General features: G+C 48.0%; 19 protein-coding genes and 1 pseudogene. 11 read left to right on the top strand and 9 right to left on the bottom strand.

The annotated features are described in order from the left end of the window. The first annotated feature begins 4 nt into the window (after positions 1-4). Positions 5-1,057 carry a 2-oxoacid:ferredoxin oxidoreductase subunit beta gene (locus ADIS_RS11840; protein WP_010854757.1) on the top strand — a complete coding sequence of 351 codons (1,053 nt, stop codon included), beginning with the start codon at positions 5-7 and terminating at the stop codon, positions 1,055-1,057. Between the two features lie 69 nt (positions 1,058-1,126). Here ADIS_RS11840 and ADIS_RS11835 read toward each other — a convergent pair whose 3' ends face one another. Continuing rightward, positions 1,127-3,769, bottom strand: coding sequence for a DUF5686 and carboxypeptidase regulatory-like domain-containing protein (locus ADIS_RS11835; protein ID WP_035805743.1), 2,643 nt, complete (start codon positions 3,767-3,769; stop codon positions 1,127-1,129). 374 nt (positions 3,770-4,143) lie between these two features. Between ADIS_RS11835 and ADIS_RS11830 the strand changes: the two genes are divergently transcribed. Beyond that, positions 4,144-4,650, top strand: coding sequence for a fasciclin domain-containing protein (locus ADIS_RS11830; RefSeq protein ID WP_010854754.1), 507 nt, complete (start codon positions 4,144-4,146; stop codon positions 4,648-4,650). 41 nt (positions 4,651-4,691) lie between these two features. Here the strand turns inward: ADIS_RS11830 and ADIS_RS11825 are convergent, their stop codons facing one another. The 3 genes from ADIS_RS11825 to ADIS_RS11815 all read right to left on the bottom strand — a co-directional run bounded on the left by ADIS_RS11825 (position 4,692) and on the right by ADIS_RS11815 (position 6,997). Continuing rightward, the gene (locus tag ADIS_RS11825; RefSeq protein WP_035805741.1) at positions 4,692-5,411 is read right to left on the bottom strand and encodes a 2-phosphosulfolactate phosphatase; all 720 of its coding nucleotides are present in this window, start codon (positions 5,409-5,411) and stop codon (positions 4,692-4,694) included. 17 nt (positions 5,412-5,428) lie between these two features. Continuing rightward, on the bottom strand, positions 5,429-6,523 hold the full coding sequence (gcvT, locus tag ADIS_RS11820) for a glycine cleavage system aminomethyltransferase GcvT (protein WP_010854752.1): 1,095 nt from the start codon (positions 6,521-6,523) through the stop codon (positions 5,429-5,431). Positions 6,524-6,670: 147 nt separating this feature from the next. Continuing rightward, positions 6,671-6,997, bottom strand: coding sequence for a HesB/IscA family protein (locus tag ADIS_RS11815; RefSeq protein WP_010854751.1), 327 nt, complete (start codon positions 6,995-6,997; stop codon positions 6,671-6,673). Between the two features lie 380 nt (positions 6,998-7,377). Between ADIS_RS11815 and ADIS_RS23710 the strand changes: the two genes are divergently transcribed. The 7 genes and pseudogenes from ADIS_RS23710 to thiL all read left to right on the top strand — a co-directional run bounded on the left by ADIS_RS23710 (position 7,378) and on the right by thiL (position 12,488). Then, positions 7,378-7,704, top strand: a complete 327-nt coding sequence (locus tag ADIS_RS23710; protein WP_035805739.1) for an SEC-C metal-binding domain-containing protein — start codon at positions 7,378-7,380, stop codon at positions 7,702-7,704. A gap of 415 nt (positions 7,705-8,119) precedes the next feature. Continuing rightward, a complete protein-coding gene (locus ADIS_RS23705; RefSeq protein WP_035805737.1) occupies positions 8,120-8,575 on the top strand; it encodes an AAA domain-containing protein in 456 nt (151 codons plus the stop codon). 159 nt (positions 8,576-8,734) lie between these two features. Then, positions 8,735-9,349 (top strand): annotated as a pseudogene (locus ADIS_RS11800) (DUF6088 family protein). A gap of 153 nt (positions 9,350-9,502) precedes the next feature. Further along, positions 9,503-10,363, top strand: a complete 861-nt coding sequence (locus ADIS_RS11795; protein WP_010854747.1) for a nucleotidyl transferase AbiEii/AbiGii toxin family protein — start codon at positions 9,503-9,505, stop codon at positions 10,361-10,363. A gap of 199 nt (positions 10,364-10,562) precedes the next feature. Next, positions 10,563-11,018, top strand: a complete 456-nt coding sequence (locus ADIS_RS11790) for a DEAD/DEAH box helicase (protein ID WP_010854746.1) — start codon at positions 10,563-10,565, stop codon at positions 11,016-11,018. Between the two features lie 35 nt (positions 11,019-11,053). After that, a complete protein-coding gene (gene mce / locus ADIS_RS11785; RefSeq protein WP_010854745.1) occupies positions 11,054-11,470 on the top strand; it encodes a methylmalonyl-CoA epimerase in 417 nt (138 codons plus the stop codon). Continuing rightward, a complete protein-coding gene (gene thiL / locus ADIS_RS11780) occupies positions 11,463-12,488 on the top strand; it encodes a thiamine-phosphate kinase (protein WP_010854744.1) in 1,026 nt (341 codons plus the stop codon). The genes mce and thiL overlap by 8 nt, the downstream gene beginning before the upstream one ends. A 17-nt stretch (positions 12,489-12,505) precedes the next feature. Here thiL and ADIS_RS11775 read toward each other — a convergent pair whose 3' ends face one another. Together ADIS_RS11775 and rlmD are read right to left on the bottom strand one after the other, a co-directional pair. Continuing rightward, positions 12,506-12,880, bottom strand: a complete 375-nt coding sequence (locus ADIS_RS11775) for a hypothetical protein (RefSeq protein WP_010854743.1) — start codon at positions 12,878-12,880, stop codon at positions 12,506-12,508. Next, a complete protein-coding gene (gene rlmD, locus ADIS_RS11770) occupies positions 12,877-14,289 on the bottom strand; it encodes a 23S rRNA (uracil(1939)-C(5))-methyltransferase RlmD (RefSeq protein WP_010854742.1) in 1,413 nt (470 codons plus the stop codon). Before rlmD ends, ADIS_RS11775 begins: the two co-directional genes overlap by 4 nt. 330 nt (positions 14,290-14,619) lie before the next feature. Here rlmD and ADIS_RS11765 point away from each other — a divergent pair, with 330 nt between their 5' ends. After that, positions 14,620-15,432, top strand: a complete 813-nt coding sequence (locus ADIS_RS11765; protein WP_010854741.1) for an SDR family oxidoreductase — start codon at positions 14,620-14,622, stop codon at positions 15,430-15,432. Positions 15,433-15,438: 6 nt separating this feature from the next. Continuing rightward, on the top strand, positions 15,439-19,404 hold the full coding sequence (locus ADIS_RS11760; RefSeq protein WP_010854740.1) for an AAA domain-containing protein: 3,966 nt from the start codon (positions 15,439-15,441) through the stop codon (positions 19,402-19,404). A gap of 27 nt (positions 19,405-19,431) precedes the next feature. Here ADIS_RS11760 and ADIS_RS11755 read toward each other — a convergent pair whose 3' ends face one another. The 3 genes from ADIS_RS11755 to purD are packed head-to-tail and all read right to left on the bottom strand — an operon-like array spanning position 19,432 to position 22,617. Beyond that, positions 19,432-19,911 carry a gliding motility lipoprotein GldH gene (locus tag ADIS_RS11755; RefSeq protein WP_155907407.1) on the bottom strand — a complete coding sequence of 160 codons (480 nt, stop codon included), beginning with the start codon at positions 19,909-19,911 and terminating at the stop codon, positions 19,432-19,434. Continuing rightward, positions 19,904-21,277 (bottom strand): PSP1 domain-containing protein, encoded by a 1,374-nt coding sequence (locus ADIS_RS11750; protein WP_155907405.1) that lies wholly within the window; start codon positions 21,275-21,277, stop codon positions 19,904-19,906. Before ADIS_RS11750 ends, ADIS_RS11755 begins: the two co-directional genes overlap by 8 nt. A gap of 38 nt (positions 21,278-21,315) precedes the next feature. After that, complete coding sequence (gene purD / locus ADIS_RS11745; protein WP_010854737.1) at positions 21,316-22,617, bottom strand: phosphoribosylamine--glycine ligase; 1,302 nt, start codon at positions 22,615-22,617, stop codon at positions 21,316-21,318. Between the last annotated feature and the right edge of the window lie 6 nt (positions 22,618-22,623).

The raw sequence follows: 22,623 nt of genomic DNA, 5'->3' as shown, positions 1-22,623 counted from the left end.
GCTTATGACATTTGTAAAACCGATATTCAGGCATCCCAAGCTGCCCAAGAACAATTTAGGATACACCCTGAAGGAATACGAGGGCGCCATATCGAATCTTTGCGCGGGATGCGGTCACGACAGCATCAGTGCTGCCATCGTGCAGGCCTGTTTTGATCTTTCCATCGAGCCCCATAAGGTGGCCAAGATTTCCGGCATCGGATGTTCTTCCAAGACACCTGCTTTCTTTCTGGGCAATTCCCACGGATTCAATTCCGTACATGGTCGTATGCCTTCCGTGGCGACGGGGGCAAACCTGGCCAATAAGGACCTAGTCTATTTTGGGGTTTCCGGAGACGGGGATACCGCTTCGATCGGTATGGGGCAATTCGTCCATGCGATCCGTCGGAATCTCAACATGGTTTACCTCGTGATGAATAATGGATGCTATGGGCTCACCAAAGGGCAGGATTCGGCAACCGCCGACGTGGGTTCCAAAAATAAATCAGGCTCCATCAATCCCTTTCAGCCGGTTGATTTGGCGAGCTTGGCACTGGAGCTGGGCGCTACCTTTGTGGCCCAGAGCTTCAGCGGGGATAAGGGGCAATTGGTACCGTTGATTAAGGCGGCCATCCACCATAAGGGGTTTGCGTTTATCAACGTCATTTCGCCCTGTGTCACGTTCAACAACAACGCGGGATCCACCAAATCCTATGATTACGTTCGCGAACACATTGAGGCGACCGCCAAGCTTGATGTCATTCCCCATCAGGAAGAAATCCGGGTGGATTACCCCGAAGGTTCCGCAGCGCAGGTCACCATGCACGATGGTTCTCTGATTCGGCTTCAAAAAGTCGCAACAGACTGGGAACCACAGGACCGGGTTTCGGCAGTTAGGGCCATTCAACGGGCCCGTGTAAACGAGCAGATACTTACCGGACTGCTCTACGTGGAAACCCAGTTTGGTGATCTGCATGATATCCTTCAAACGGTGGATACCCCATTGAATAAATTGCAGGTAGCCGACCTCAATCCAGGAGCGGGAGAGTTGACGCGCATAAATGCCAGCTTCTCTTAATCCATTTGTGCCCGGATGGGTATCAACACAGCCCCCAAAAGCCGTTTCCTTTTGCGGGGCTGTTTATTTTTAGTTGCCTATGTTTATAAAGCTGGCGATACCTAGCCGAATACCGCCACGAAGCGGGTCTCGGTTTTCAAATCCAACCCCGGTTTCGATTCGAAATATTCTGAACAGGTTGTCCAGTGAATAGCCGAGTTCCCAATAGTGGGGAGAATGGTCTGTTTTCAGGTAGTTGAAAAAGATGTTTTCCCTTAGTCCTGAAAACCGCAGCATGGGAAGCTGCGTGAGCAGAAACTTCCGAAATTGGTAATGGACGATCCCGCCTACATAATGGCTTTTCGTGCTGTAGGCGTAGTAATCCATAAATCGGTAGTTTGAGGCCACTCCCATATTGGCAAAGATTGTTCGGTTTCCTCCAAAATGTTTGTAGTCTGGAAAGAAAACCCGATCGGCCGAAATGAAGGATCCTCCAGTTAGGTTTACCTGGAGTTTTCCACTTACTCCCAAATCAAATCCGTGCTCCATATTGGCTTCTAACCAATCGAAGGAGGCAGACGAGAGGGTATTTCCTGTTGGAATGGCCTTTGTATACGACAGATTTACCAGCGGTGCACTTTGGTAAAGGGGGTATTTTCGACCATTTCGAATACGGTATTTCAGGCCCGGTCGCCACTCCACTGAGTTTTTCCAGGTAAGGGCACGATGGGGGTCAAAGGCTTCTGGCGGTGCTTCGATGTTTTCGGGTTGGTTGTCCGTGAATTCGCGGTTATTGGCACGGTACCAGCTGAAATTGGCCTGGTTTTCCAGCGTATGCCGCTGGGCATAGGAAATCCGCGTTCGGTAGGTAAACGCATCGGTGACCCGGTGGAAAAAATACCCCTCCACAAAATCCTGGGCGTATAGTTTTAGGTAGTTTTGTCTTAGCAAAAGGGTATAGGCCATATTCACATGTTCGGACAGGGGATTGTCACCATTAAATTGGAAAACAAACGATCCTCCGGTGATTCCCCAGGTGTACCCTGGGCGGCCACGGGTTACGGATCTGCGGATATCCAGCGTCCCAAAAAGGCGGTCGCTCGCAAATCCATATCGTACCTCCGGTCTGAAATTCCAGGATCGGCGGAAAACGGTGGTGGAGTCAGCCATTTTTTCGGATCTTTCGATTCGATAAAATCCCGCCAAACCCACCTTGACACCTTCCACTGTATTATAGGAAATACGGGAAAAGTTGGGGTAAAAGCCGGCAGACTTTCCCTTGCCAAAATGGTAGCGGCCGCCGGAAAGAACTTCCATAGGACTGAATTTTCGTTTTGCCTTGGAGGCAATCGAGTCTTCGGATGAACGTTTTGCCGCCTCTACCACGGCAAGGCTATCATCCCGCCTGTACCCCCTGATTTCCGCGTCGGTAAGTTTTACCGGACGAATGCTGTCCCAGTAGGTCAGGTTCCGTTTGGTTGCCATTGAGTCAACGCTGTAATAGCGTTCGGCGATTACCTCGGCATTTTCCCGTTCGCTCAGCGTTTCCTTTTCATAGGCATTGATAAGCTTTCGGAATTCCTTTCTGGTCATGTTTTCCGCTTCCGAAAGTTGCTCCAAGGCCGGATTTTTGCGATTCACCCGTTGCAGGTCATCGGGTATCTTGTCTACCTTTTCATCGATGATGGTTGTTTCCACCAACAGGTCTGGATTGAGCGTTATTTGATGCTCGCTGGTGGCTGCGAGGTACTGGTATTCCCCCGCAAACCCGAAGAATTTCCCCGAAAATGTATAGGTATGGGTAGTGGGCATCCATACCTGGGGTGCCACCGGTTGGAAAAGCTGCTTTACCCCTATCTGAAATCCCAGTAGGGATGTCTTCAGGTCTAGGCTATGTAGGGCCCATAGATCCTCTATGATATAGATGTATCCTTCAAAAACCCGTTCTCCACGTGACCTGGGGGTAACCTTGATCCGGTTTACCACAACATCTCCCTCCAAAAAGGATCCGGAGTACTGGAATCGGTAATAGGCAAATGCAGCGGGAGAAAATGGGGAAATGGCCTCATTTACGTTGGGCGCGTAAAAACTGGCAGCGATGTAGGGAGCCGGAGAGGTCTGATTTTCCTCTCCCTGGCTACGTATGCTGATGACCTGCTCTTCCACCACGTTGGGTTGTCTGAACTTGAGGATGGATACCGATTCGCTGGTATAGGCCTCATTTGCTTTAATGCCTTCTTTTTCCATTTCCTTTCGAAGGAGAAAGGGAATATTGCTGAGTTGTCCGGTGCCTTTGATGTATACTTTCATGGTATACTCCTGCACTTGAAGGCGGTGGAATTTGGCTTTGGCAATCGCCTTCCGCATAATGGTGAGCGCAGGGTCTTCCTGTTTGTTGCTGATCACTACTTCACTAAGGGCATAGGTCTGTTCCTTTAACCTGAAATCCACTTCTGCCCAGTTGTTTGTTACTTCTACTGTGCTGACCGCCGTGGCATAGCCCAGATACTGGGCAACGACGTCATATAAGCCCGGTTTCAGGGCGATCTCAAAATATCCCTGGTCGTTTGTAGGCGCGCCCTCTCCCGTGTTTCGAAGGACAATGGACGCAAAAGGAAGCCGAGTTCCGTTTTCGCTATACACAGTTCCTCGAATCCCCTGCCCCAACACCAGTCCCATAGGTCCGCCAACTAGCCAAAAAATAAGTATATGACGCAGAAAATGTGGTTTCATAAGAATGCTGAAAGAATTAACGCTTACAACGCAAAGCATGAACAAAAGGATTTAGGAATCCCAACCAGAAATCCAGTAAAATTAGCGGAAGACCTTGTAACAAAACCGATTCGATGAAAAAACAAAATATTTTTTTAGGGGTTATTTCATAAATGAACAAAATCAAATCCGATTCTAAATTTACTTTTTCGAGTATAAAAAATAAAAATAAGTATTTAAAATTTTTATATTATTAACAAAAATATATTTATATAGTTCTTTTTTCATATCTAACTAAACCAGAAATCAGGAAACCGATCAAGACCGATCTTCCACAAAATGTGGTGATTGTCTCTCTGGATAGGTTCCTGATGCCCATCTAAAAACAAACTAACATGAAAAAGCTTGTATCAACGTTCGTAGTGATCCTGTTTGCATCGTTTATCGTGTTTGCAAATGATCGAGTGGAAAAACCAATGGTAGAAAACGACGACATGGACATCGTTGACTTGGCTGCCAGCACCGATTTTCTATCCACATTGGTAGCGGCCGTTAAAGCCGGTGAACTGGTAGACGTGTTGAAAGGCGATGGTCCGTTTACGGTATTTGCTCCGACAAACGAGGCTTTTGCCAAACTGCCAGCCGGTACGGTCGAAGAATTGCTTAAGCCGGAAAATAAGGATAAGCTCATCGCTGTACTGACCTACCACGTGGTACCCGGTGTGGTTCGTTCCACCGATCTGAAGGATGGACAAAAAGCAAAGACCGTGCAGGGACAGGAAATAACCGTGAGCCTTAAAGACGGAAAGGCGATGATTGACAATGCAGTCGTTTCGGCGGCTGACATCGAAGCAAAAAATGGCATTGTCCATGTGATCGATTCGGTGATTTTACCGAAATAAGTTAATGAAGTCTTACTCATTATCATGGATCCCCACCCGGCCTATGCTAGGTGGGGATTTTTTTCGGCAACAATCTCGTCTCCGTCCAACCTGACTACCAGAGGATACTTATCGAGCGATAGACAAAAATCGATATCCGCTTCAATGTTTTGATTTTGAAGGCGCTTGGCATGGGAGGCTTTCTTAAGAAATCCACCCATATCGCCTGACACCTGTCGATACAGGGATTCCATGGCGAGGGTACCATCACAATCGTAGGGGAAGTGAAGCAGTGAGGCCAACGCTCCTGCATACAGGGAGTCCTCCAGATTGAATTTGCCCTTCCACCCGGCACAGAGAATCAACACCGGACGTTGCTTGCCTCGCAGGTAATCAGCGGTCGCCTGTAGGTTTAAAAAGGCACCGATCAGGATTTCTGCTGCCTGCTTTTTGGATCGCTCGATCGCGACAGTGCCGTTGGTGGTGGTCATTGCGACCTTACGACCTTTGTAGGCATCGCCAAGGTAGCTGAGGGGGGAGTTTCCCAACTCGAAGCCTTCTTCTTTTTTGCCATTACGTTCTCCGGCGGTAACATAACCGCTCCCTGCCAGGCGCCGACACTGTTCCAGATCTTCTACGGGCCTGATACCCTCCACACCATTGGCAAGTGCCGTTACCATGGTGGAGGTGGCTCTAAATATATCCACTACTACGACGGTTTTTCCCTGAAGGTCGTGTACATGAACCAACTCCGGGCTGAAGCAGATTTCCAACGAATTCATTGATTTGCAAGGGATTTTCAGGCTGTCAATAAGGGAAGCTTTTGAACGACTGCTTGGACGGTTTTATTTCGGATACCGATGGCAATCGGCGTGCCGGGTTTGGCATAGGCCGACTCCACATACCCTAGCCCAATTCCTATCCCCATACTGGGAGACTGTGTTCCGGAGGTGACTTCGCCTATTACATTTCCGGCCGTATCCAAAATGGGGTAGTGTGAGCGGGGAATGCCCTTTTCGGTCAGTTTAAAACCCACGAGTTTCCGTGTCACGCCGGAAGCCTTTTGTTCTTTCAGTTGCTCGGAGTGGATAAATTCCTTGGAAAACTTCGTGATCCAGCCCAGGCCTGCCTCAATGGGGGAGGTTTCGTCGGTGATGTCATTTCCATACAAACAATAGCCCATTTCCAGGCGCAGGGTATCTCTTGCACCTAATCCGATTGGCTTGATGCCCAGGTGTTTTCCGCTCTCAAAAAGTGCCTGCCAAGTAGCTAGGGCATCGTCGTTTTTTACATACAGTTCAAATCCACCTGCGCCGGTGTATCCTGTGGCGGAGACGATCACGTCTTGGGCACCTGCAAAGGTGCCAACCTTGAAGTGGTAAAAGGGGATACTTCCCAGATCCAGCTCGGTGAGTGGCTGCAGCGCTTCGATTGCTTTGGGCCCTTGAACGGCAAAAAGGGAGATTTCGTCGGATCGGTTTTCCAGTTCAGCGCCCATTTGGTTGTGCTGATTGATCCAATCCCAGTCTTTTTCGATATTGGAAGCGTTTACTACCAGCATATACTCCTCCTCTGCCAGTTTATAGACCAATAGGTCGTCAACGATTCCGCCCCGGTCGTTTGGCAGACAGGAATATTGGGCCTGGCCTATTTCGAGTAGAGACGCATCGTTTGAAGTAACCCGCTGTATCAGGGCCAATGCCTGCGGTCCCCGTACAAAAAACTCGCCCATATGGGAAACGTCAAAGACCCCCACGCCTTCCCGGACGGTCCTGTGTTCTTCTATGTCTGAGGTATAACGCACCGGCATTTCGAAGCCGGCAAAGGGCACCATTTTCCCCCCTAAGGAGACGTGGGTTTCATGGAGGGTGATTCGTTTGGTATGTTGCTGCATAAAGGCTAGTGGTAAATACTAAAATGGATAGAAGACAAATTTTAGAAGGGCGGTTGGATAAAAACAAAGGCCAAGATACCAAAACAATGGCATCTTGGCCAATGAAGGCGCAAAGAGCAAGGTAAATGGACTACGGTATACAGGCCATTAAACCGAAAAACTTTCGCCACAGCCACAGGTTCTGCTGGCGTTGGGGTTCACAAACTGAAACCCTTTGCCATTGAGGCCATCTGTAAATTCCAGTGTGGTGCCTGCGAGATACAGGAGGCTTTTTCGATCCACGATTATTTTTACTCCTTTATCCTCGAATACCTGATCGGTGTCAGTTAGCTGGCTGTCAAAACCCAAATCGTACATAAGTCCCGAACAACCTCCTCCTTTGACCGAGACACGAATGTTTTCCTGGTCCGCCCTGTTTTCGATTTGTTTTAATTCCAAGATCCGATCCTTGGCTTTTTCTGAAACAGTAATCATAGGTTAGTTGATTGGTGATGTAACACAAATTTAATCAGTACGCACCTTTAAACGGAAATAAGCGTTGAAAAATTCATTTCATCCAAATGGATTTGGTGATTTTTTCTGGATAGTCCGTCCTGAGTGGGTTGGAATCCTCACCTTCTCTTGTAGCGTAGTTGCAAAGTAGTAGATTTGTAACACGGATGAAGAAGTACGGGTGTATGGGAAAACCTGAAGAGGCTTTTCTCCGCTTGGATTTGTGCAAAATAACCGGGAAAATAAATCCGAATAGGAAGCCGTATGAAGCGATAAATTGGTACGAAAAAGAAACCGAAGAGGTCTATGCCTACCTATTATGAGGAACTTGAAGAGAAAGATCAGTACCCTTTTTTTCTTGGATGACACAGCTTTTTCCGGATTTGGATATTGACTGGCCTAGGACCAACAACTTTGTTGTTGACCCATCGGAAAAACTCCTATTTAGTCAAACCTATTGCAAATATCCTTCAGAAGCAATGGAAACCGTGGGTCGATACGTGTCTATATATCAAACTCCATTTCGGATAAGAAAGGAATTGAAGTTAAATGATACCAGGAAAAACAGGCCTGCATCGATATGGTCAGAATACGCACCTTACGTGAAAGAGGAGCCCAAAGTAGGTAGAAACGATCTGTGTCCATGTGGTAGTGGGAAAAAATTCAAGAAATGCTGTATGGATGCATAAGGCACAAATGCAGTAACCCGCAAAAATAGAACTCAAAAAGGGGAGACCACGGGATGGGCAATTTGTTGTCGCATGGATGAACATATCATCAACAATCCAAACTTTTTTTCATGTTGATTTAGTTTGAGTATTGGATCCGAACATCCATTATCATTTGCCCACTTAATAGTTTCCAGTCAGCGATCTTTTTTTTGCCAATCTTCACTAAAGTTCCAACCCGCGAGGAATAATGGAATAGGTAATTTTTCTGTCTGTTGATTCAACATCTTTTCCCACTAACCTTCCAAAAAACGGTGAATCTCATGTGTTTATAATTGTTTTTTAGAGGTCACAACTTGTCCCGGTTTATCGGGATGGAATCTCGCGTGAATTCCCCGATAGCTATCGGGGCATCCCAGTGTGTGACGGCTACGTCATGCTCGATTTCATGCCATTTCTTAGGGAGAGGGCATATGTAATCAAACGGTTCCATCCATTTTCTGTACCTAAAGATATTTTTTCTTTTGTTGGAGAATTCGTCAGGTCATTATTCGGAGAGGATAAAAGTCTCAAACTGGCTATACTTTCTCCGACAAAAGCTACAGAAGAAGCGCTCCAAGACGAACTTTATGATATGCGCCAATCTTTTGAGGAGCTGACTATTGAGACAATAGATCGAGTTCAGGGTCTCACGGTTGATTTTTCCATTTTGGTATTAACCCTGACTAACCCCTCCTTTTCGCTGAATCTCAGCAGATTTAATGTGGCAACCAGTAGAGCAGAGCGGGGAACGCTAATTATCACAGATTCAAAGTACACCCAGTACAAATGTATTCATCCTCAAGTGACCGATTACCTGAATCTTTGCCCAAGAATGGAATTCAGTCGATAAAAAAAGTCTGTAACAAATTTTTTAATTATTTGTTACAAGCCTCTTTTAGCCCTTCCTCTTGGAAGGCGATGCTGTGTCGGGAAACTTTAGTTTTTTTGTTAAAAGATGAGATCTTGTCGTAAATATTTACTATTTTGACGACAGAAATTCTTTAAATATGTGAAACAAACTACTGAAAATAAAATACTTACAAAGATAAAGAAAGCGAGAGGGGGTTCGCTGTTTTTCATCGAGGATTTTCTTGCATTTGGGAGCGCAAATACCATTCAAAAAGCCTTGGAAAGGTTAACCGAGAAATCAGAGATCAATCGAGTGACAAGGGGAATATACTCCCGCCCACAACAAGACCCCTATATCGGAGAAATCCCTATCACCACAGAATAAATCGCCCATGCCATCGCCAAGCGGGATAAAGCAAGAATTATCCCTACGGGTGAATATGCTTTACATGCCCTTGGGCTATCTACTCAGATGCCCATGAATATGGTTTACCTGACAGACGGTGCGGCCAGAAAAATCCAAGTGGGTAGGCAAACCATTGTGTTTAAAAAGACCAGCCCAAAAAACCTTAATGCCATTGGAAAAATCAGTAGGCTGGCTATTCAGGCACTGAAAGCTATCGGTAAAGATCAGGTAACCCCGGACGAGCAAACAAAAATCATTTCCTTATTTCAAAAGGAAGAACCGCTCAGATTGGAGCATGATATCCGACTCGCTCCGGAATGGATTCGGGAAATTATACGGGAATCACTTTCAAAACGAAAAGAAGGCTAAATGCAGGAGTAGTTAAAAATACCCGCTCAAAGTAAGATCAATATCTTTAAGCGAATCGAAGATCAGTCAAAATTGAAGCCCATCGCCATAGAAAAGGATTGGTGGGTGGTACAGATCCTTCGTCGCATCTTCGAAATGGACATGGCGTGATCCTTGGTATTCAAAGGAGGTACCTCGCTCAGCAAAGGTTGGGGGATTATTGAGCGCTTTTCGGAAGATATTGATCTGGCCTTGGACAGGAAGTTCTTGGGCTTTACGGGCGAAATGAGCAAAAATCAGGTGGACAAACTCAGGAGAGTTTCGCACCAGTATATCAGAGAACAGTTTTTCCCGGCAATCAAAATGAAATTTGAGGAAGTAGGTTTGGAGGATGTTACGTTCCACTTACCAGAAAGTGCTTCATCTGATAAAGATCCCCAAACCATAGAGATCAGCTATCCTTCCTTCCTGTCTCAGGCCTCAGACTATATCCGGCCAAGGGTATTGATCGAAATAGGCAGCCGATCCCTACATGAACCCTTCTCCCAAAGACCGATTCGAAGTTTTGTAGGTGACTATTTTGAAGGCCAAGCTTTTGCTGACAGTGCCACATCGATTCCCTGCGTCAATGTAGAACGTACTTTTTTGGAAAAGCTGTTTTTGCTGCATGAGGAGTTTCAGAAACCTCAACCCTCCATCCGCACACATCGACTGAGCAGGCACCTCTATGATATTGATAAAATCATGGGAAGCGAGTATAGCGAGAAATCCCTCCGATCTCCGGAACTCTACCAAGAGATAGTAAGTCATAGAAGCAAACTCACCCGCATCAATGGACTGGACATTACAAAGCATGCCCCCAGATATCTGAGTTTTGTGCCTCCCGAAGCAATTTTGAAAGCATGGGGAGAAGATTATAAAATCATGCAGGAACAGATGATCTACGGAAAATCGCTTCCTTTCCAGGAACTGATAGAACAACTAACCCAACTCCAAAGTCAAATCAACCGATTGGACTGGGAGATAGATTTGTAGAAATATGCCAGCCATATCCCGATTTAACTTTTCCAAAGTTTTAAACTTTGGAAAAGTTTAGAGAAAATTATAGGCAGGAAGACCGATGACGGAAGACCAAAGTTTCCATAAAACAAGGGTTTTATTTATCTTCATAGGGTAATAAGTTCCTAATAGAAAAGTTTTACCCACTTAACTAAAAAGCATCTATTTTTAAAACATGCTCAGCCTACAGCAAGCCATAGAAATCAAAGAGTCCATTTTAGCCTATCTCAAGGCCACCTTCACTTTTCAGGATAAGAAGGTTCATCAGGCTTTCTATGACTTTATCACCGATCCTCAGGATGGGATGTTCAAGGGGCCTTTTATTTCACTCCGTCTTCCCTTTGTCAAGGCTAACCCTGAAGAGGCCGCCAATACTCCTTTGGTCATTAAGCCTTCTTGGCCACCCTATGATCATCAAGTAAAGGCATGGCACCGACTCAGTACAAGAGATAAAAAACCTCAGCCTACGCTAATCACCACAGGTACCGGTTCGGGAAAGACCGAACCGTTTCTATACCCCATATTGGATTATTGCTATGAGAATCGAAACCGCTTCGGCATGAAGGTAATCATCCTGTATCCCATGAATGCCCTTGCCAAGCTACTCTTGAGCGTAAGAAACAATGAATAATCCTTTACCTTTAAGAATCAAAACGTTTAGGACACATGCAAATTGAACATATCGGTATCGCCGTAAAGGACCTCGATGCCTCCAATGCACTATTTGAAAAGTTGCTCGGGGAGGGCCCCTACAAGCAGGAAACCGTGGAGGCCGAAGGGGTGGTTACTTCGTTTTTTCGCTCGGGCGAAGGCAAGGTAGAGCTGCTGCAGGCTACCCGTGAGGACAGCCCGATCGCCAAATTCCTACTGCGGGGCAAGGAAGGACTCCATCACGTGGCGTTTGCCGTGGATGATATATACGCCGAAATGGCGCGTTTGCGCGGTGAAGGGTTTACGCTGCTTTCCGACAGCCCCAAAAGAGGGGCGGATAATAAATTAGTCGTATTTTTGCATCCAGCTGGCACCAATGGGGTGCTGGTGGAGTTGTGTCAGGAGATTAAATCCACGCAGACAGATGTCTAAAAGAACAGAAATCAGTGAACTGGGGGAATTTGGCTTGATCGAGCGGTTGAGGGGATCTATCCAAACCTATCATGCTTCCACCGTTCGGGGGATAGGAGACGATGCCGCCGTGATCGACGCTGGGGATACCTATCGGGTAGTTACCACGGATCTACTCGTGGAGGGGGTTCATTTTGACCTGGCCTATTGTCCGTTGAAACACCTCGGTTTCAAGGCTGTAGCGGTAAATGTGAGCGATATAGCCGCCATGAACGCCATTCCAAAGGAATTGACTGTAAGCATTGCCTTGTCCAACCGCTTTTCGGTGGAGGCTGTGGAGGAACTGTACGAGGGAATACGCGTCGCCGCCCAGCATTATAAAGTCGATGTGGTGGGAGGAGATACCACTGCTTCCAGGTCCGGCTTGGTGATCTCGGTGACGGCCATGGGCGAGGTGGAGAAGGCTCGGATCGCCTATCGATCGGGAGCAGAAGTAAACGACATTCTTTGTGTAACAGGCGACCTGGGCGGGGCGCTGATGGGATTGCAGGTACTTGAACGCGAGAAGCAGGTTTTTTTGGCCAATCCAGCCATGCGTCCTGACCTGGAAAAGTACCCCTATATTACCGGGCGTCAGTTAAGGCCCGACGCCCGGATGGACATCGTCCATGAACTCAGAGACCTGGGGGTGGTGCCCACCAGCATGATGGATATTTCGGATGGGTTGGCCTCCGAGCTGTTCCATATTTCCAAGGCTTCCGGAGTGGGCATGACCATCTACGAAGATAAGCTGCCCATCGACAAGGAGACCTATGACGCAGCGGTTGAATTCAACATGGATCCGATCACAGCGGTGTTGAATGGAGGGGAGGACTACGAGTTGCTGTTTACGATCTCCCAAAGCGATTTTTCCAAACTGGAAAAACATCCGGATGTGCATTTTATCGGACATATCACCAAAGAGGAGGAGGGGAAATTCCTGGTAACCAAGAGCGGAACAGCCGTCCCGCTCAAAGCGCAGGGCTGGAAGCACTTCTAAGGGCTATGCCCGGTGGGCTAGTCGTTGGGATACGGGATATACAGGAAGTTCGTGAACTCCTTATCTACCACAAACAGGCAGCAATACTCGTCGGGATCTTTATAGGTGCTTTTGAAGTGATCTAGGGCGTCTTCTTTGATCAGCTTTCGCTGCACAAATTCATCCACGTAGGTCATGTAATAGTTCCAGGTGGTTTGGGCGTTTTCCTTATCAAGGAGCAACTGCCCGATGGGTTGGGTTACCTTGCTGATCGGAAAAATAGGGAAATCGGAAAATTTCCTTGAGCGGACTTGGTACGAGGCCTCTTTTAGCGTGTCGGAAATTTTCACAAAGTCCGAACTGATCGTGCCCAGGTATTTGCCGTTGAGTTCGGGATCGTTTTCGTCTCTCATGCGGAGTCTTTTTTTGTCAGTAAAACAACATTTTCTACGTGATAGGTTTGCGGAAACATGTCTACCGGCTGAACGGCCGCTACTTCGTAGGCGGAAGATAGCAGGGCTACGTCCCGTGCCTGGGTAGCGGGATTGCAACTTACGTACACGATCTTGGGAGCGGCAAGTTTCAGCAGCATCCGCACCACATCTTCGTGCATGCCGGCCCTTGGGGGATCCGTGATCACCACGTCTGGTGCTGCATGCCGAGAGATAAAATCCTCGTTTAGAAGATCTTTCATGTCTCCGGCATAGAAAAGCGTGTTTTCCAGTCCATTGACCTCCGCGTTGATTTTGGCGTCGATTATGGCCTCCTCCACGTACTCGATTCCGATGACCTGCTTGGCATGCTTGGCCACATAGTTGGCGATGGTGCCGGTGCCTGTGTACAGGTCGTACACCACTTCTTCACCAGTCAGTCCCGCGAAGTCGCGTGCCACTTGGTACAAGCGGTGGGCCTGGGCCGGGTTGGTTTGATAGAAGGATTTTGGACCGACGCGGAATACCAGTCCTTCCATTTCTTCCTCTATATAGGGCTTGCCGGCAAAAGTATGAACCTCGAGATCGTGGAAGGTTTCGTTTTTTTTCTGGTTTATGATATATAGCAGCGAAGTGATTTCTGGAAACTCCCCTTGTAGAAACGCCATTACATCCCGAATAGCTTCCGGGTTTTCTTCGCCAAACTGGACAATGACCATCGTTTGACCGCTGAGGGTGCTGCGGATGATCAGGTTTCGGAGCAGTCCTTGTTGCTGAATAAGGTCGTAAAAGCTAAATCCTTTTGTCAAGGCATAATCCCTGAGTTTGTTGCGCACCTCATTGGAGATGCCTCCCTGTAGGTAGCAATGACTGATGTCAACGATCTTGTCAAAGCGCTTGGGAACGTGGAATCCCAGGGCATTACGCTCAAATTCCTCGCCACTGGCGATTTCCTCGCTGGTCAGCCAACGGTTACTGGAAAAGGTGAAGTCAAGCTTGTTTCGGTAGTAGGTACTTTCGGAGGCACCCAAAATGGGTTTGACCTCCGGTATGGGAACCTTGGCGATGCGCTGAAACTGGTCGATAACCTGCTGTCGCTTGTAGTTAAGTTGGAGCGGGTAGGAGATGTGCTGCCACTTGCATCCACCACATACCCCAAAGTGGCTGCAAAAAGGGTCGGATCTGTCCGGCGAATACTGGTGGATCTGAATAACCTCTCCTTCCAGGTAACTACTGCGTCCCTTCGTGACCCGGACATCAACCACGTCTCCGGGAGCCACCTGAGATACAAAAACCACCTTTCCCTCGTGGTGCGATACGCACTTACCCTCTGAGGCAATCCGTTCGATGGTCAGGCCCTTGAGAACCTGGTTCTTCATTTTTCGTGACATGCCCGCAAAATTATGGAAATAACTTGAGCACCCACATGGATCGCTTTGTTAATTGTATTTCTTCGCCGTTTTCGTTCCTGTTTGGTAGTGGGTATAAGTGGGCTGGATCAGGGACCTGATTCGAATATAGAAAGGCAGAGGCCTTATTACCCGAAATATTGTTTAATTTAGCTTGCTAGAGCAGGTCTGAATGGATCAGTTGCCCATGAGAAAAGTTCTCCTACAGAAGGATTATTGTCATCGGCATTTCCCGTACGACTGAAACCATCCAGGCGGGAATCCCTATAAACCGGGATAAGTTCTGACCATTAAAAAACATAGTATAGAAAAATGATGCTGAAAGATAAAGTAGTCATAGTGACAGGGGCAACCTCGGGTATAGGAAGAGCCTGTGCCTTTGCCTTTGGAAGGGCGGGGGCCAAGGTGGTCATCACAGGAAGGAGCGAGGTCAAACTGGACAATACGATGGTTGAGCTACAAAAGGCGGGGATAGAGGTGTTCGGCGTGCTATCGGATGCAGGCAAGCGAGATGAAAATGAACGGGTGGCAGAACAAGCCCTTGGCCATTTTGGCCGGATAGACATACTTATCAACAATGCAGGGATCTCCATGCGGGCACTTTTTGAGGAGCTTGACCTGGCCGTATTTCATCAGGTAATGGATACGAACTTTTGGAGTTCGGTATACCTCACCAAGGCCTGCCTGCCCGAGATCTTGAAACGCAAGGGTTCCATTGTCGCGGTTTCCTCCATCAATGGGTTTCGGGGAACACCCGCAAGAACGGCTTACACGGCCAGTAAGTTTGCCATGAATGGCTTCTTCGAGTCCCTCCGCACGGAGGTGATGAAGCGGGGAGTCCATGTGCTGGTGGCCTGCCCGGGCTTCACCGCTTCCAATATTCGCAACAATGCGCTGACCGCAGACGGTTCGTCCCAGCAGGAATCCCCCAGGGATGAAAGCAGGATGATGAGCGCTGAGGAAGTGGCTGACGCCATCTTATACGCTACCCTAAAGCGTAAGCGGGACTTGGTACTTACCCGTCAAGGGAAGTTGGCCAATTTCTTGAACAAGTGGGTTCCGGGCATTATGGATACCATCGTCTACAACCACATGGCAAAAGAAAAGGACTCTCCCTTTAAATAGAGCAACATGCTGCAGGATATTTTCCAGGTATATAAAAACAGATTGGTTGACTTATCCTCAAACAACCGGTCCATTTTTTTGCCCAAGCTGGTGCAGCAGCAAATGATCGATTTAAAGGATTTTCATTTTTTGAACAACCATCCGGCCTTTTACTACATCACTGAGCTCCTTGGGCGCAAACGGCGCATCCCTTTGATTCAGGGGATAGATGCCAGGGACAAAAATGTAAACGTGCTTTCCCAGAAGCTTAAGCGGTTGTTTCACCAGGTAAGGTTTTTGGAGGAGGAGAGTGGGGAGCGCAGCCTATTTGTGGGTTGGCCTTTTGTGGAGGGGAAATTTTCGAACGGGCAACTGGTACGCTGTCCCTTGATTTTCTTTCCGGTAACCCTCGTTTTGGAAGACAATGTTTGGTATATGCAAAAGCATATCGGAGAGCAGCCTTTCATTAATCCCTCCTTTTTGCTGGCCTACGGTCAAGCGGAAGGCAAAGTCATGGACAAGGACTGGCTGGATCAGCCCTTGGAGGATTTCTCCAAAGATCCCAGAGGGTTTCGCACGGATTTGTATCATCACCTGCATAAGCAGTTGGTGCTGAATTTTAACCGGGAGATTTATCAGGATAGGTTGGAGATATTTCCGGAGGAGTCCCGCTCGTATTTTGATGGGATTTTCCACACAGGCCTGCTCAAGTTACAGCCCTACGCCGTGCTCGGGCAGTTTTCACAGAAGAGTTCCTTTCTGATGGATGACTACGCCTTCCTGATTGCGGAAACAGCCCATTTGAATTTGGACGACCTGTTCGCAGATCGGTTTGGGCGGGATGAGGGAACTTCCCATGTAGTCCGCGAGGATACCACTTACAATACCTTGCCCCTCGATGCGTCGCAGGAACGGGTACTGACCGCAGTCAAACAGGGGGAATCCTGTGTCGTTCAGGGTCCTCCCGGCACGGGCAAATCCCAGTTGATCTGCAATTTGGTAGCTGATTTTACATCCCGGGGCAAGAAGGTATTGGTCGTATCACAAAAGCGGGCAGCCTTGGACGTAGTTTACAGCCGACTGGCCGAGCAAGGATTCTCCAGTTTTTCGGCCCTTGTGCATGATTTTCGGGGAGATCGAAAGGGACTTTACAAGAAGATAGCCCATCAGATCGGATCCTTGGAAAATTATCGGGAATTGAACCGTTCAATCAATGCCATTCAGCTTGAAAGAAGCTTTGGCCAGCATGCCCGCACGATTGAGAAGTACCGGGATTTCTTCAACGAGTACCGAGATGCCCTGTACGACATAGTCGAGTGTGGTGTGCCCATCAAAGAACTGTATATGCAGGCTGTTCCGAACAGGCAGACGGTCAGCTTGGGTTCCAGCTTCCGATCCTTTACCTTTGATGACCTGGCCGATTTTTTTTACGCTTTTCGGGTTGTATATCCCAATTATCGTAAGTATGATTACCATTCATCTTTTTGGTTCCACCGGCTGGACTTCTCGGGCTTTGCACTGGCAGACCTTGGCCGGTTTGAATACACCATGAAGGAAATAGCTGAGGTGAAGCGGTCGGCGGAAAAGGATCTGTTTGAGTTGCTTGGGGAGCAGTTTGATTTCAGTCTGATCTACCAGTCCTTCGAGCAGCGCGAACGCTTGGGTGAGCTATTACAATTGGTGGAGAGTCAGCCGGTCTTTGACCGATTACGGCACATGGTGGACTACCCTAAGACGGATTTCGATTTGTTATGGCTAGAGAATAAAGCAGATACGGTCCACAAACTGTTCCAGCATGAGGGAATAGAGTGGCATACCAGGGATGAGGATGTGGAGGGCGTGTTGCGTAAAGCGATTCAATTGGAAGCCTTAATGGGTACCTGGTGGGGTAGAATCCAGATTCGGATAGAACGGAAAAAGTTCTGGGATATATTGAGCCTACTGGAGTTGAACGACCTTAAGACCAATCGAGAAGGTATTCGGGTACTGGTGTCCAGGCTGGAAAGCCGGCTTAATCTAAACCATCAATACACCCTACTTCAGCAGAAGCCATGGATGAATCTTCCGCGGAAGCCATTTGAAGAAGATGCGTTCGACAGCGAGATAGACCTGACGATGCAGGCAGTAAAGGCGCGGTTTGCGCTGGCAGACCTCGGCGTGCTGACCTCTCACATCTATCATGCGAAAGCGAGTTACGGACGTTTCTACTCTACGTTGAAGGAGCTGGTCAGGCTAAATGAATGGGGGCTTAGACAGGTGCCAAAATGGAGGGCCTGTTTTTCCGATGTGCAGCTTAAACATCTGCTGGGAACGCCCGACCAAGACCGTATCCAGCCTCTGCTACGTACCCTTCGCCAAGATGTGGAGTCGCTGATTCGATACGATACATTAAAAACCCAGCTTCCCCACGACCAATTTGAGCTGATGAAAAAATTGGTGGATTCGTTTCCGGACCATTCACTTGATGAATTGGAACTGGTTTTTGTGGATAGCCTGAGACTGGCCTGGATTGATCATATTGAAACCAAATTCCCTGTCTTGAAGGAAATCCAAGGCCCACAGGTAAAAGGGGCCATCGAGGCATTTCAGCAGGCTGTAGAGGAGAAGGACAAGATTGCCAAGTTTATTGTGGAGCTGCGGTTGCGCGAGGAGGTATGTAGGGAGTTGGAATACAATCGATTGAACAACCTGATCACGTACCGCGATCTAAACCATCAGGTTACCAAAAAAAAGTCCGTGTGGCCAGTTAAGCGATTGGTGGAGAGCTACCACGAAGAGCTTTTCAAGTTGCTGCCCTGTTGGCTGACTTCTCCGGAGACAGCCTCGGCCATTTTCCCGATGAAGGCCTATTTCGACCTGGTTATCTTTGACGAAGCATCGCAGTGCTATTTTGAACGGGCCTTGCCTGCCATGTTGCGGGGCAGGCAAGTAGTCGTTGCCGGTGACAGGATGCAACTGCAGCCCATTGATTTATATAAAGTTCGCTTGGAATCCGAAGAGGACGTTCCAGAACTGAAGCTGGACTCCCTTCTGGAGATGGCCGAGCGGTATTTTCCGGTACACTGGTTGACTACGCATTACAGAAGCCGGTACCTTCCCCTTATCCATTTCTCCAATCGGGAGTTTTACGACGACAAGCTTGCCATGATTCCCGATATGGAGTCACTTAACATGCCCTTCGCTCCTTTTCGGCTTGTTCGATGCCAGGGGATTTGGCAAAATCAGCGCAACCGAATCGAAGCCGAAGAGGTGATCGTACAGGTGAGAAGCCTGCTCCTCGAAAATCCTTCCGACCGTATCGGCGTCATTACCTTCAATTATTTTCAGATGGTGCTTATTCTGGAGTTGCTGGAGGAAAACCAATTGCTGGATGAGCGGGTGTCGGTTAGAAACATCGAAAACGTGCAAGGAGACGAGTTTGATCACGTGGTATTTTCGGTGGGTTACGCGGAGAATGCGAGTGGGTATTTTACAGCAAATTTTGGTCTGCTGGCCAGACAGGGAGGTGAAAACCGGCTGAACGTAGCCATCACCCGTGCCAAAAAGCAAGTCGTTCTCATTACCAGCATAGGGGCCGGCGATTTCCGGGATTCCCACCTGACGAATAGAGGTATACGTCTCTTACGGGATTACCTTCTCTTTGTAGAGACCTATTGTAGGACAGGCGAAGTAACCATAACTCCGGTTGAATCGCCCAGGTTTTCCGCAGATTGGGCGTTAAAGGATAGGCTAAAAGGCATTTATGGCAGCCACTTGGCGCAAGAAAACAACTACCCAAAGGTAATGGACCTGGAAATAATGGAAAATGGGAGGGTGCAGGCAGCCGTACTTACCGATGATCAGCGTTTTTTCGATGCTACCGGATCAAAGGAATCCCTCGTGTACCACCCCCGCTTGTTACGGGCAAAAAACTGGAATCTAATTTTCCTTTTCAGTCGACAGTATTGGATGGATCGGGAGGATATGTTGCAAACCAAATTATCCGCGAAGTGAATCCGGTTGGTCTAATTCAATAAGTAATTAATATTCAGTGGTTTGAATTAGTTTCAGTCCCAGGGATTCGATGCCCTCTATGTAGTCCTTCCTCATGTACTGTTGAAACTGGATTTTTTTGATTTTGGACAGTTCAGGTATACCTCCGGGTAAGGTGTCGTACTTCGTAAACCTATTTCCATAGCCTTTTCCCAGTGGCTTGCCGGTTTTCGGGTCGAACAGATTGATGTGAAGGAGGGTGTCCTTTAAGACTTGATCCGTGCTGTCTCTTACCACCATTTTGACAAACAAGTTGTGGTATTCGTATCGATCGGTGTACCGAATAGCGAGCACGTTGCGGAAAGGGGTATTTGTCTGCCCGCTGATTTCAAAGGATACGGAGTCTTCCACGTGCCATTGGGGGCTTTCGAAGTCGTGATAAGCTTCAAAAAGCCTGTTGGAATCACACCCGAAGATGACAACCTGCGCCAGCAAAATACCAAGTAGTGTCCGCATTGAGCTACTCATTCGGCCCGGTATTGTTTTGTGAACCGGGATTTCCCTTTCTACGGTTCTGGTTGTTCCGCCTTTTTTTTCTGCGCGCTTCTCCACCTTCCGTAGGTGTGACTGGCGGGGTAGAACCAGACGCGGTCGGCTGCGTACCGGGTTTGGGTCTTCGCTGGTTTCGGTTTGGCCTTTTAGACCGGGCGGGACGCTCCGTATTGGCTGATTGGTCCAATGTCGGGGCAGCAGTTGAAGCGGTATTTTTTTCGCCTGTTTCCGGTTTCTTGGGTTTTCGTTTTTTCTTCTTTTTGGCTTGGCTGAATTTTTTGTCCAGCATTTCAAGGTCTTTGTTCGAGTTTTCGAACACATCGCCGTTTTCGGTAGCCGTATCCTGTTTCAGGTTGAAGGGGATTTTCCCTTGGGAATTCATTTCCAGGATAACAGCTACCCGTTCGCAATCTATGGAATGCCAGTTGTTGTCATCGTTGTAGCTGAACCACATCAATTTTCGGAAAATGTCGGTTTTCTGAAGTTTGGCGTTTCCAGACTCCGTAAGCAGCGGTTTGTCTACTTGGGGGATGTCCTTCAGTGCACTCATGTAGCTGTCCAATTCATAGTTGAGACAACACTTCAACCTACCGCACTGTCCGGACAGCTTGCTGGGGTTTAGGGACAGGTTTTGGTACCGGGCGGCAGAGGTGGTGACACTTTTGAAATCATGGATCCAAGTGGAGCAGCACAGTTCCCGTCCGCAAACACCAATACCCCCCAACCTGCCGGCCTCCTGACGCAGGCTGATTTGCCGCATTTCTACCCTGATTTTAAATTCCGCGGCAAGCATCTTGATAAGTTCCCTAAAATCCACCCGGTCATCTGCCGAGTAATAAAAGGTTGCCTTTGAATTGTCCGACTGGTATTCTACATCTGAAAGCTTCATCTTCAGCCCTAGCTCATCGATGATCTGCTTACTTCGGTACAAGGTGGGAAGCTCCCGGTTCTTCGCTTCTTGCCATTTATCCAGGTCTTTTTGATTTGCTACCCGGTAGATTCGTAGAATGTTATCGTCGTTTTTTACCTTTCTTTTCTGCATCTGCAATCGAACCAGCTCCCCCTGCAGCGAGACAAAACCGATGTGGTGTCCATTGGGCACGTCAACCACTACCGGATCCCCGGTTGTCAAATGCAGGTAATCCACGTTGCGGAAGTATTCTTTTCTCCCACCTTTAAATTTCACCTCGACAATATCAAACCTATCGACCTCGGGCAATCCCATGTGGGACAGCCAATCGAATGAATTCATTTTATTGCACTCGCTCGTGCCGCAGGTGCCGTTGTTTTGACAACCTCCAACTTTTTCAGTTCCGGTAGAGCAGCTACTACATCCTGCCATATAGCTATGTTTTAGGAGTTTTTTTCGTTGATAGTAAATTAGTCATTCCCATTCCAATGGAGAATGTCTTGGCCTATATCCTTTCGGAAATTTACGCCCTCCCAGGATATCTGCCGGACACGGGTATAGGCGGAATCCAGTGCTTCCTCCAGCGTTGCGCCTTTGCCCGTTATGCCGAGCACCCGTCCGCCCTGGGTGACCACGGCGCCTGATTCGATTACGGCGGTGCCTGCGTGAAAAACAAGTGCATTGTTTTTGCCATCCGGTTCCAAGCCAGTAATTTCCTTGTCTTTTTCGTAGCTTCCGGGGTAGCCACCGGCAACCATCACCACAGTGGTGGTAATGAAGTCTTCGAGTTCGAGGCTGTAGTTTTTCAGTTCTTGGTTGGCGATCCCATGCAGCAACGCGACGAAGTCACTTTTGATCCTTGGCAACACAGCCTGTGTCTCCGGGTCACCCATGCGCACATTGTATTCGATCACGAAGGGTTCGCCATCCTGGTTCATCAGTCCAATGAAGATGAAACCTTTGTAATCGATGCCTTCCTGCTTAAGCCCGGAAAGTGTTGGCTCGACGATTCGCTGGGATACTTTGGCCATAAACGCTTCATCGGCAAATGGCACCGGACTGACGGCCCCCATCCCTCCGGTATTGGGGCCGGAGTCACCATCGCCAATCCGCTTGTAATCTTTCGCTTCCGGAAGGATTACAAAATCCGAGCCATCCAGTGCCACAAAAACAGACAGCTCTATCCCGGTTAGAAATTCTTCAATAACCACTTTTCGGGAAGCCGCTCCGAATTTTTCATCCAAAAGCATGGCTTTGAATTCCCGTTCAGCCTCCTCATGGCTTGGACAAATCAATACCCCCTTTCCTGCAGCCAACCCATCGGCCTTTAGCACAATAGGCAGTGGCTGCTTATGTATATAGGATATGCCCTCCGATGCGGTTTCTTTGGTGAAGGTTTCATAGCCGGCGGTTGGGACGCCGTATTTTTTCATGAATTTTTTCGAAAAATCCTTGCTTCCTTCCAGTTCAGCCCCATCGCTACCTGGCCCAACGATGCCTATATGGCGGGTACGGTCATCTTCCTGAAATCGGTCCCTTAGACCTTTAACCAGTGGTTCCTCTGGGCCTACCACCAGCAGATCAATACGATGACTCACGCAGAAATCCTGCATGCCGGCAAAGTCCGTAACGTTAATGGCAATATTTTCTCCAAAAGCAGATGTCCCGGCATTTCCCGGAGCTATGTAAAGTTTTTTGCAAAGCGGGCTTTGCGCAATCTTCCAAGCAAAGGTGTTTTCTCTGCCACCACTGCCGATCAATAAAATGTTCATTGTTGT

The organism is Lunatimonas lonarensis, from assembly GCF_000390185.1.
GTDB lineage: Bacteria > Bacteroidota > Bacteroidia > Cytophagales > Cyclobacteriaceae > Lunatimonas > Lunatimonas lonarensis.
This window is presented reverse-complemented; position numbering and strand designations above follow the sequence as displayed.

What these genes read in the sequence shown, in the direction of transcription:
- ADIS_RS11790 (WP_010854746.1), top strand. Translation starts at nt 10,563, where the DNA reads ATGCTCAGCCTACAGCAAGCCATAGAAATCAAAGAGTCCATTTTAGCC.
- ADIS_RS11765 (WP_010854741.1), top strand. Translation starts at nt 14,620, where the DNA reads ATGATGCTGAAAGATAAAGTAGTCATAGTGACAGGGGCAACCTCGGGT.
- gcvT (WP_010854752.1), bottom strand. Translation starts at nt 6,523, where the DNA reads ATGCAGCAACATACCAAACGAATCACCCTCCATGAAACCCACGTCTCC.
- ADIS_RS23710 (WP_035805739.1), top strand. Translation starts at nt 7,378, where the DNA reads ATGACACAGCTTTTTCCGGATTTGGATATTGACTGGCCTAGGACCAAC.
- mce (WP_010854745.1), top strand. Translation starts at nt 11,054, where the DNA reads ATGCAAATTGAACATATCGGTATCGCCGTAAAGGACCTCGATGCCTCC.
- ADIS_RS11755 (WP_155907407.1), bottom strand. Translation starts at nt 19,911, where the DNA reads ATGAGTAGCTCAATGCGGACACTACTTGGTATTTTGCTGGCGCAGGTT.
- ADIS_RS11840 (WP_010854757.1), top strand. Translation starts at nt 5, where the DNA reads ATGACATTTGTAAAACCGATATTCAGGCATCCCAAGCTGCCCAAGAAC.
- ADIS_RS11825 (WP_035805741.1), bottom strand. Translation starts at nt 5,411, where the DNA reads ATGAATTCGTTGGAAATCTGCTTCAGCCCGGAGTTGGTTCATGTACAC.
- ADIS_RS11750 (WP_155907405.1), bottom strand. Translation starts at nt 21,277, where the DNA reads ATGGCAGGATGTAGTAGCTGCTCTACCGGAACTGAAAAAGTTGGAGGT.
- ADIS_RS11815 (WP_010854751.1), bottom strand. Translation starts at nt 6,997, where the DNA reads ATGATTACTGTTTCAGAAAAAGCCAAGGATCGGATCTTGGAATTAAAA.
- thiL (WP_010854744.1), top strand. Translation starts at nt 11,463, where the DNA reads ATGTCTAAAAGAACAGAAATCAGTGAACTGGGGGAATTTGGCTTGATC.
- rlmD (WP_010854742.1), bottom strand. Translation starts at nt 14,289, where the DNA reads ATGTCACGAAAAATGAAGAACCAGGTTCTCAAGGGCCTGACCATCGAA.
- purD (WP_010854737.1), bottom strand. Translation starts at nt 22,617, where the DNA reads ATGAACATTTTATTGATCGGCAGTGGTGGCAGAGAAAACACCTTTGCT.
- ADIS_RS11775 (WP_010854743.1), bottom strand. Translation starts at nt 12,880, where the DNA reads ATGAGAGACGAAAACGATCCCGAACTCAACGGCAAATACCTGGGCACG.
- ADIS_RS23705 (WP_035805737.1), top strand. Translation starts at nt 8,120, where the DNA reads ATGCTCGATTTCATGCCATTTCTTAGGGAGAGGGCATATGTAATCAAA.
- ADIS_RS11835 (WP_035805743.1), bottom strand. Translation starts at nt 3,769, where the DNA reads ATGAAACCACATTTTCTGCGTCATATACTTATTTTTTGGCTAGTTGGC.
- ADIS_RS11830 (WP_010854754.1), top strand. Translation starts at nt 4,144, where the DNA reads ATGAAAAAGCTTGTATCAACGTTCGTAGTGATCCTGTTTGCATCGTTT.
- ADIS_RS11760 (WP_010854740.1), top strand. Translation starts at nt 15,439, where the DNA reads ATGCTGCAGGATATTTTCCAGGTATATAAAAACAGATTGGTTGACTTA.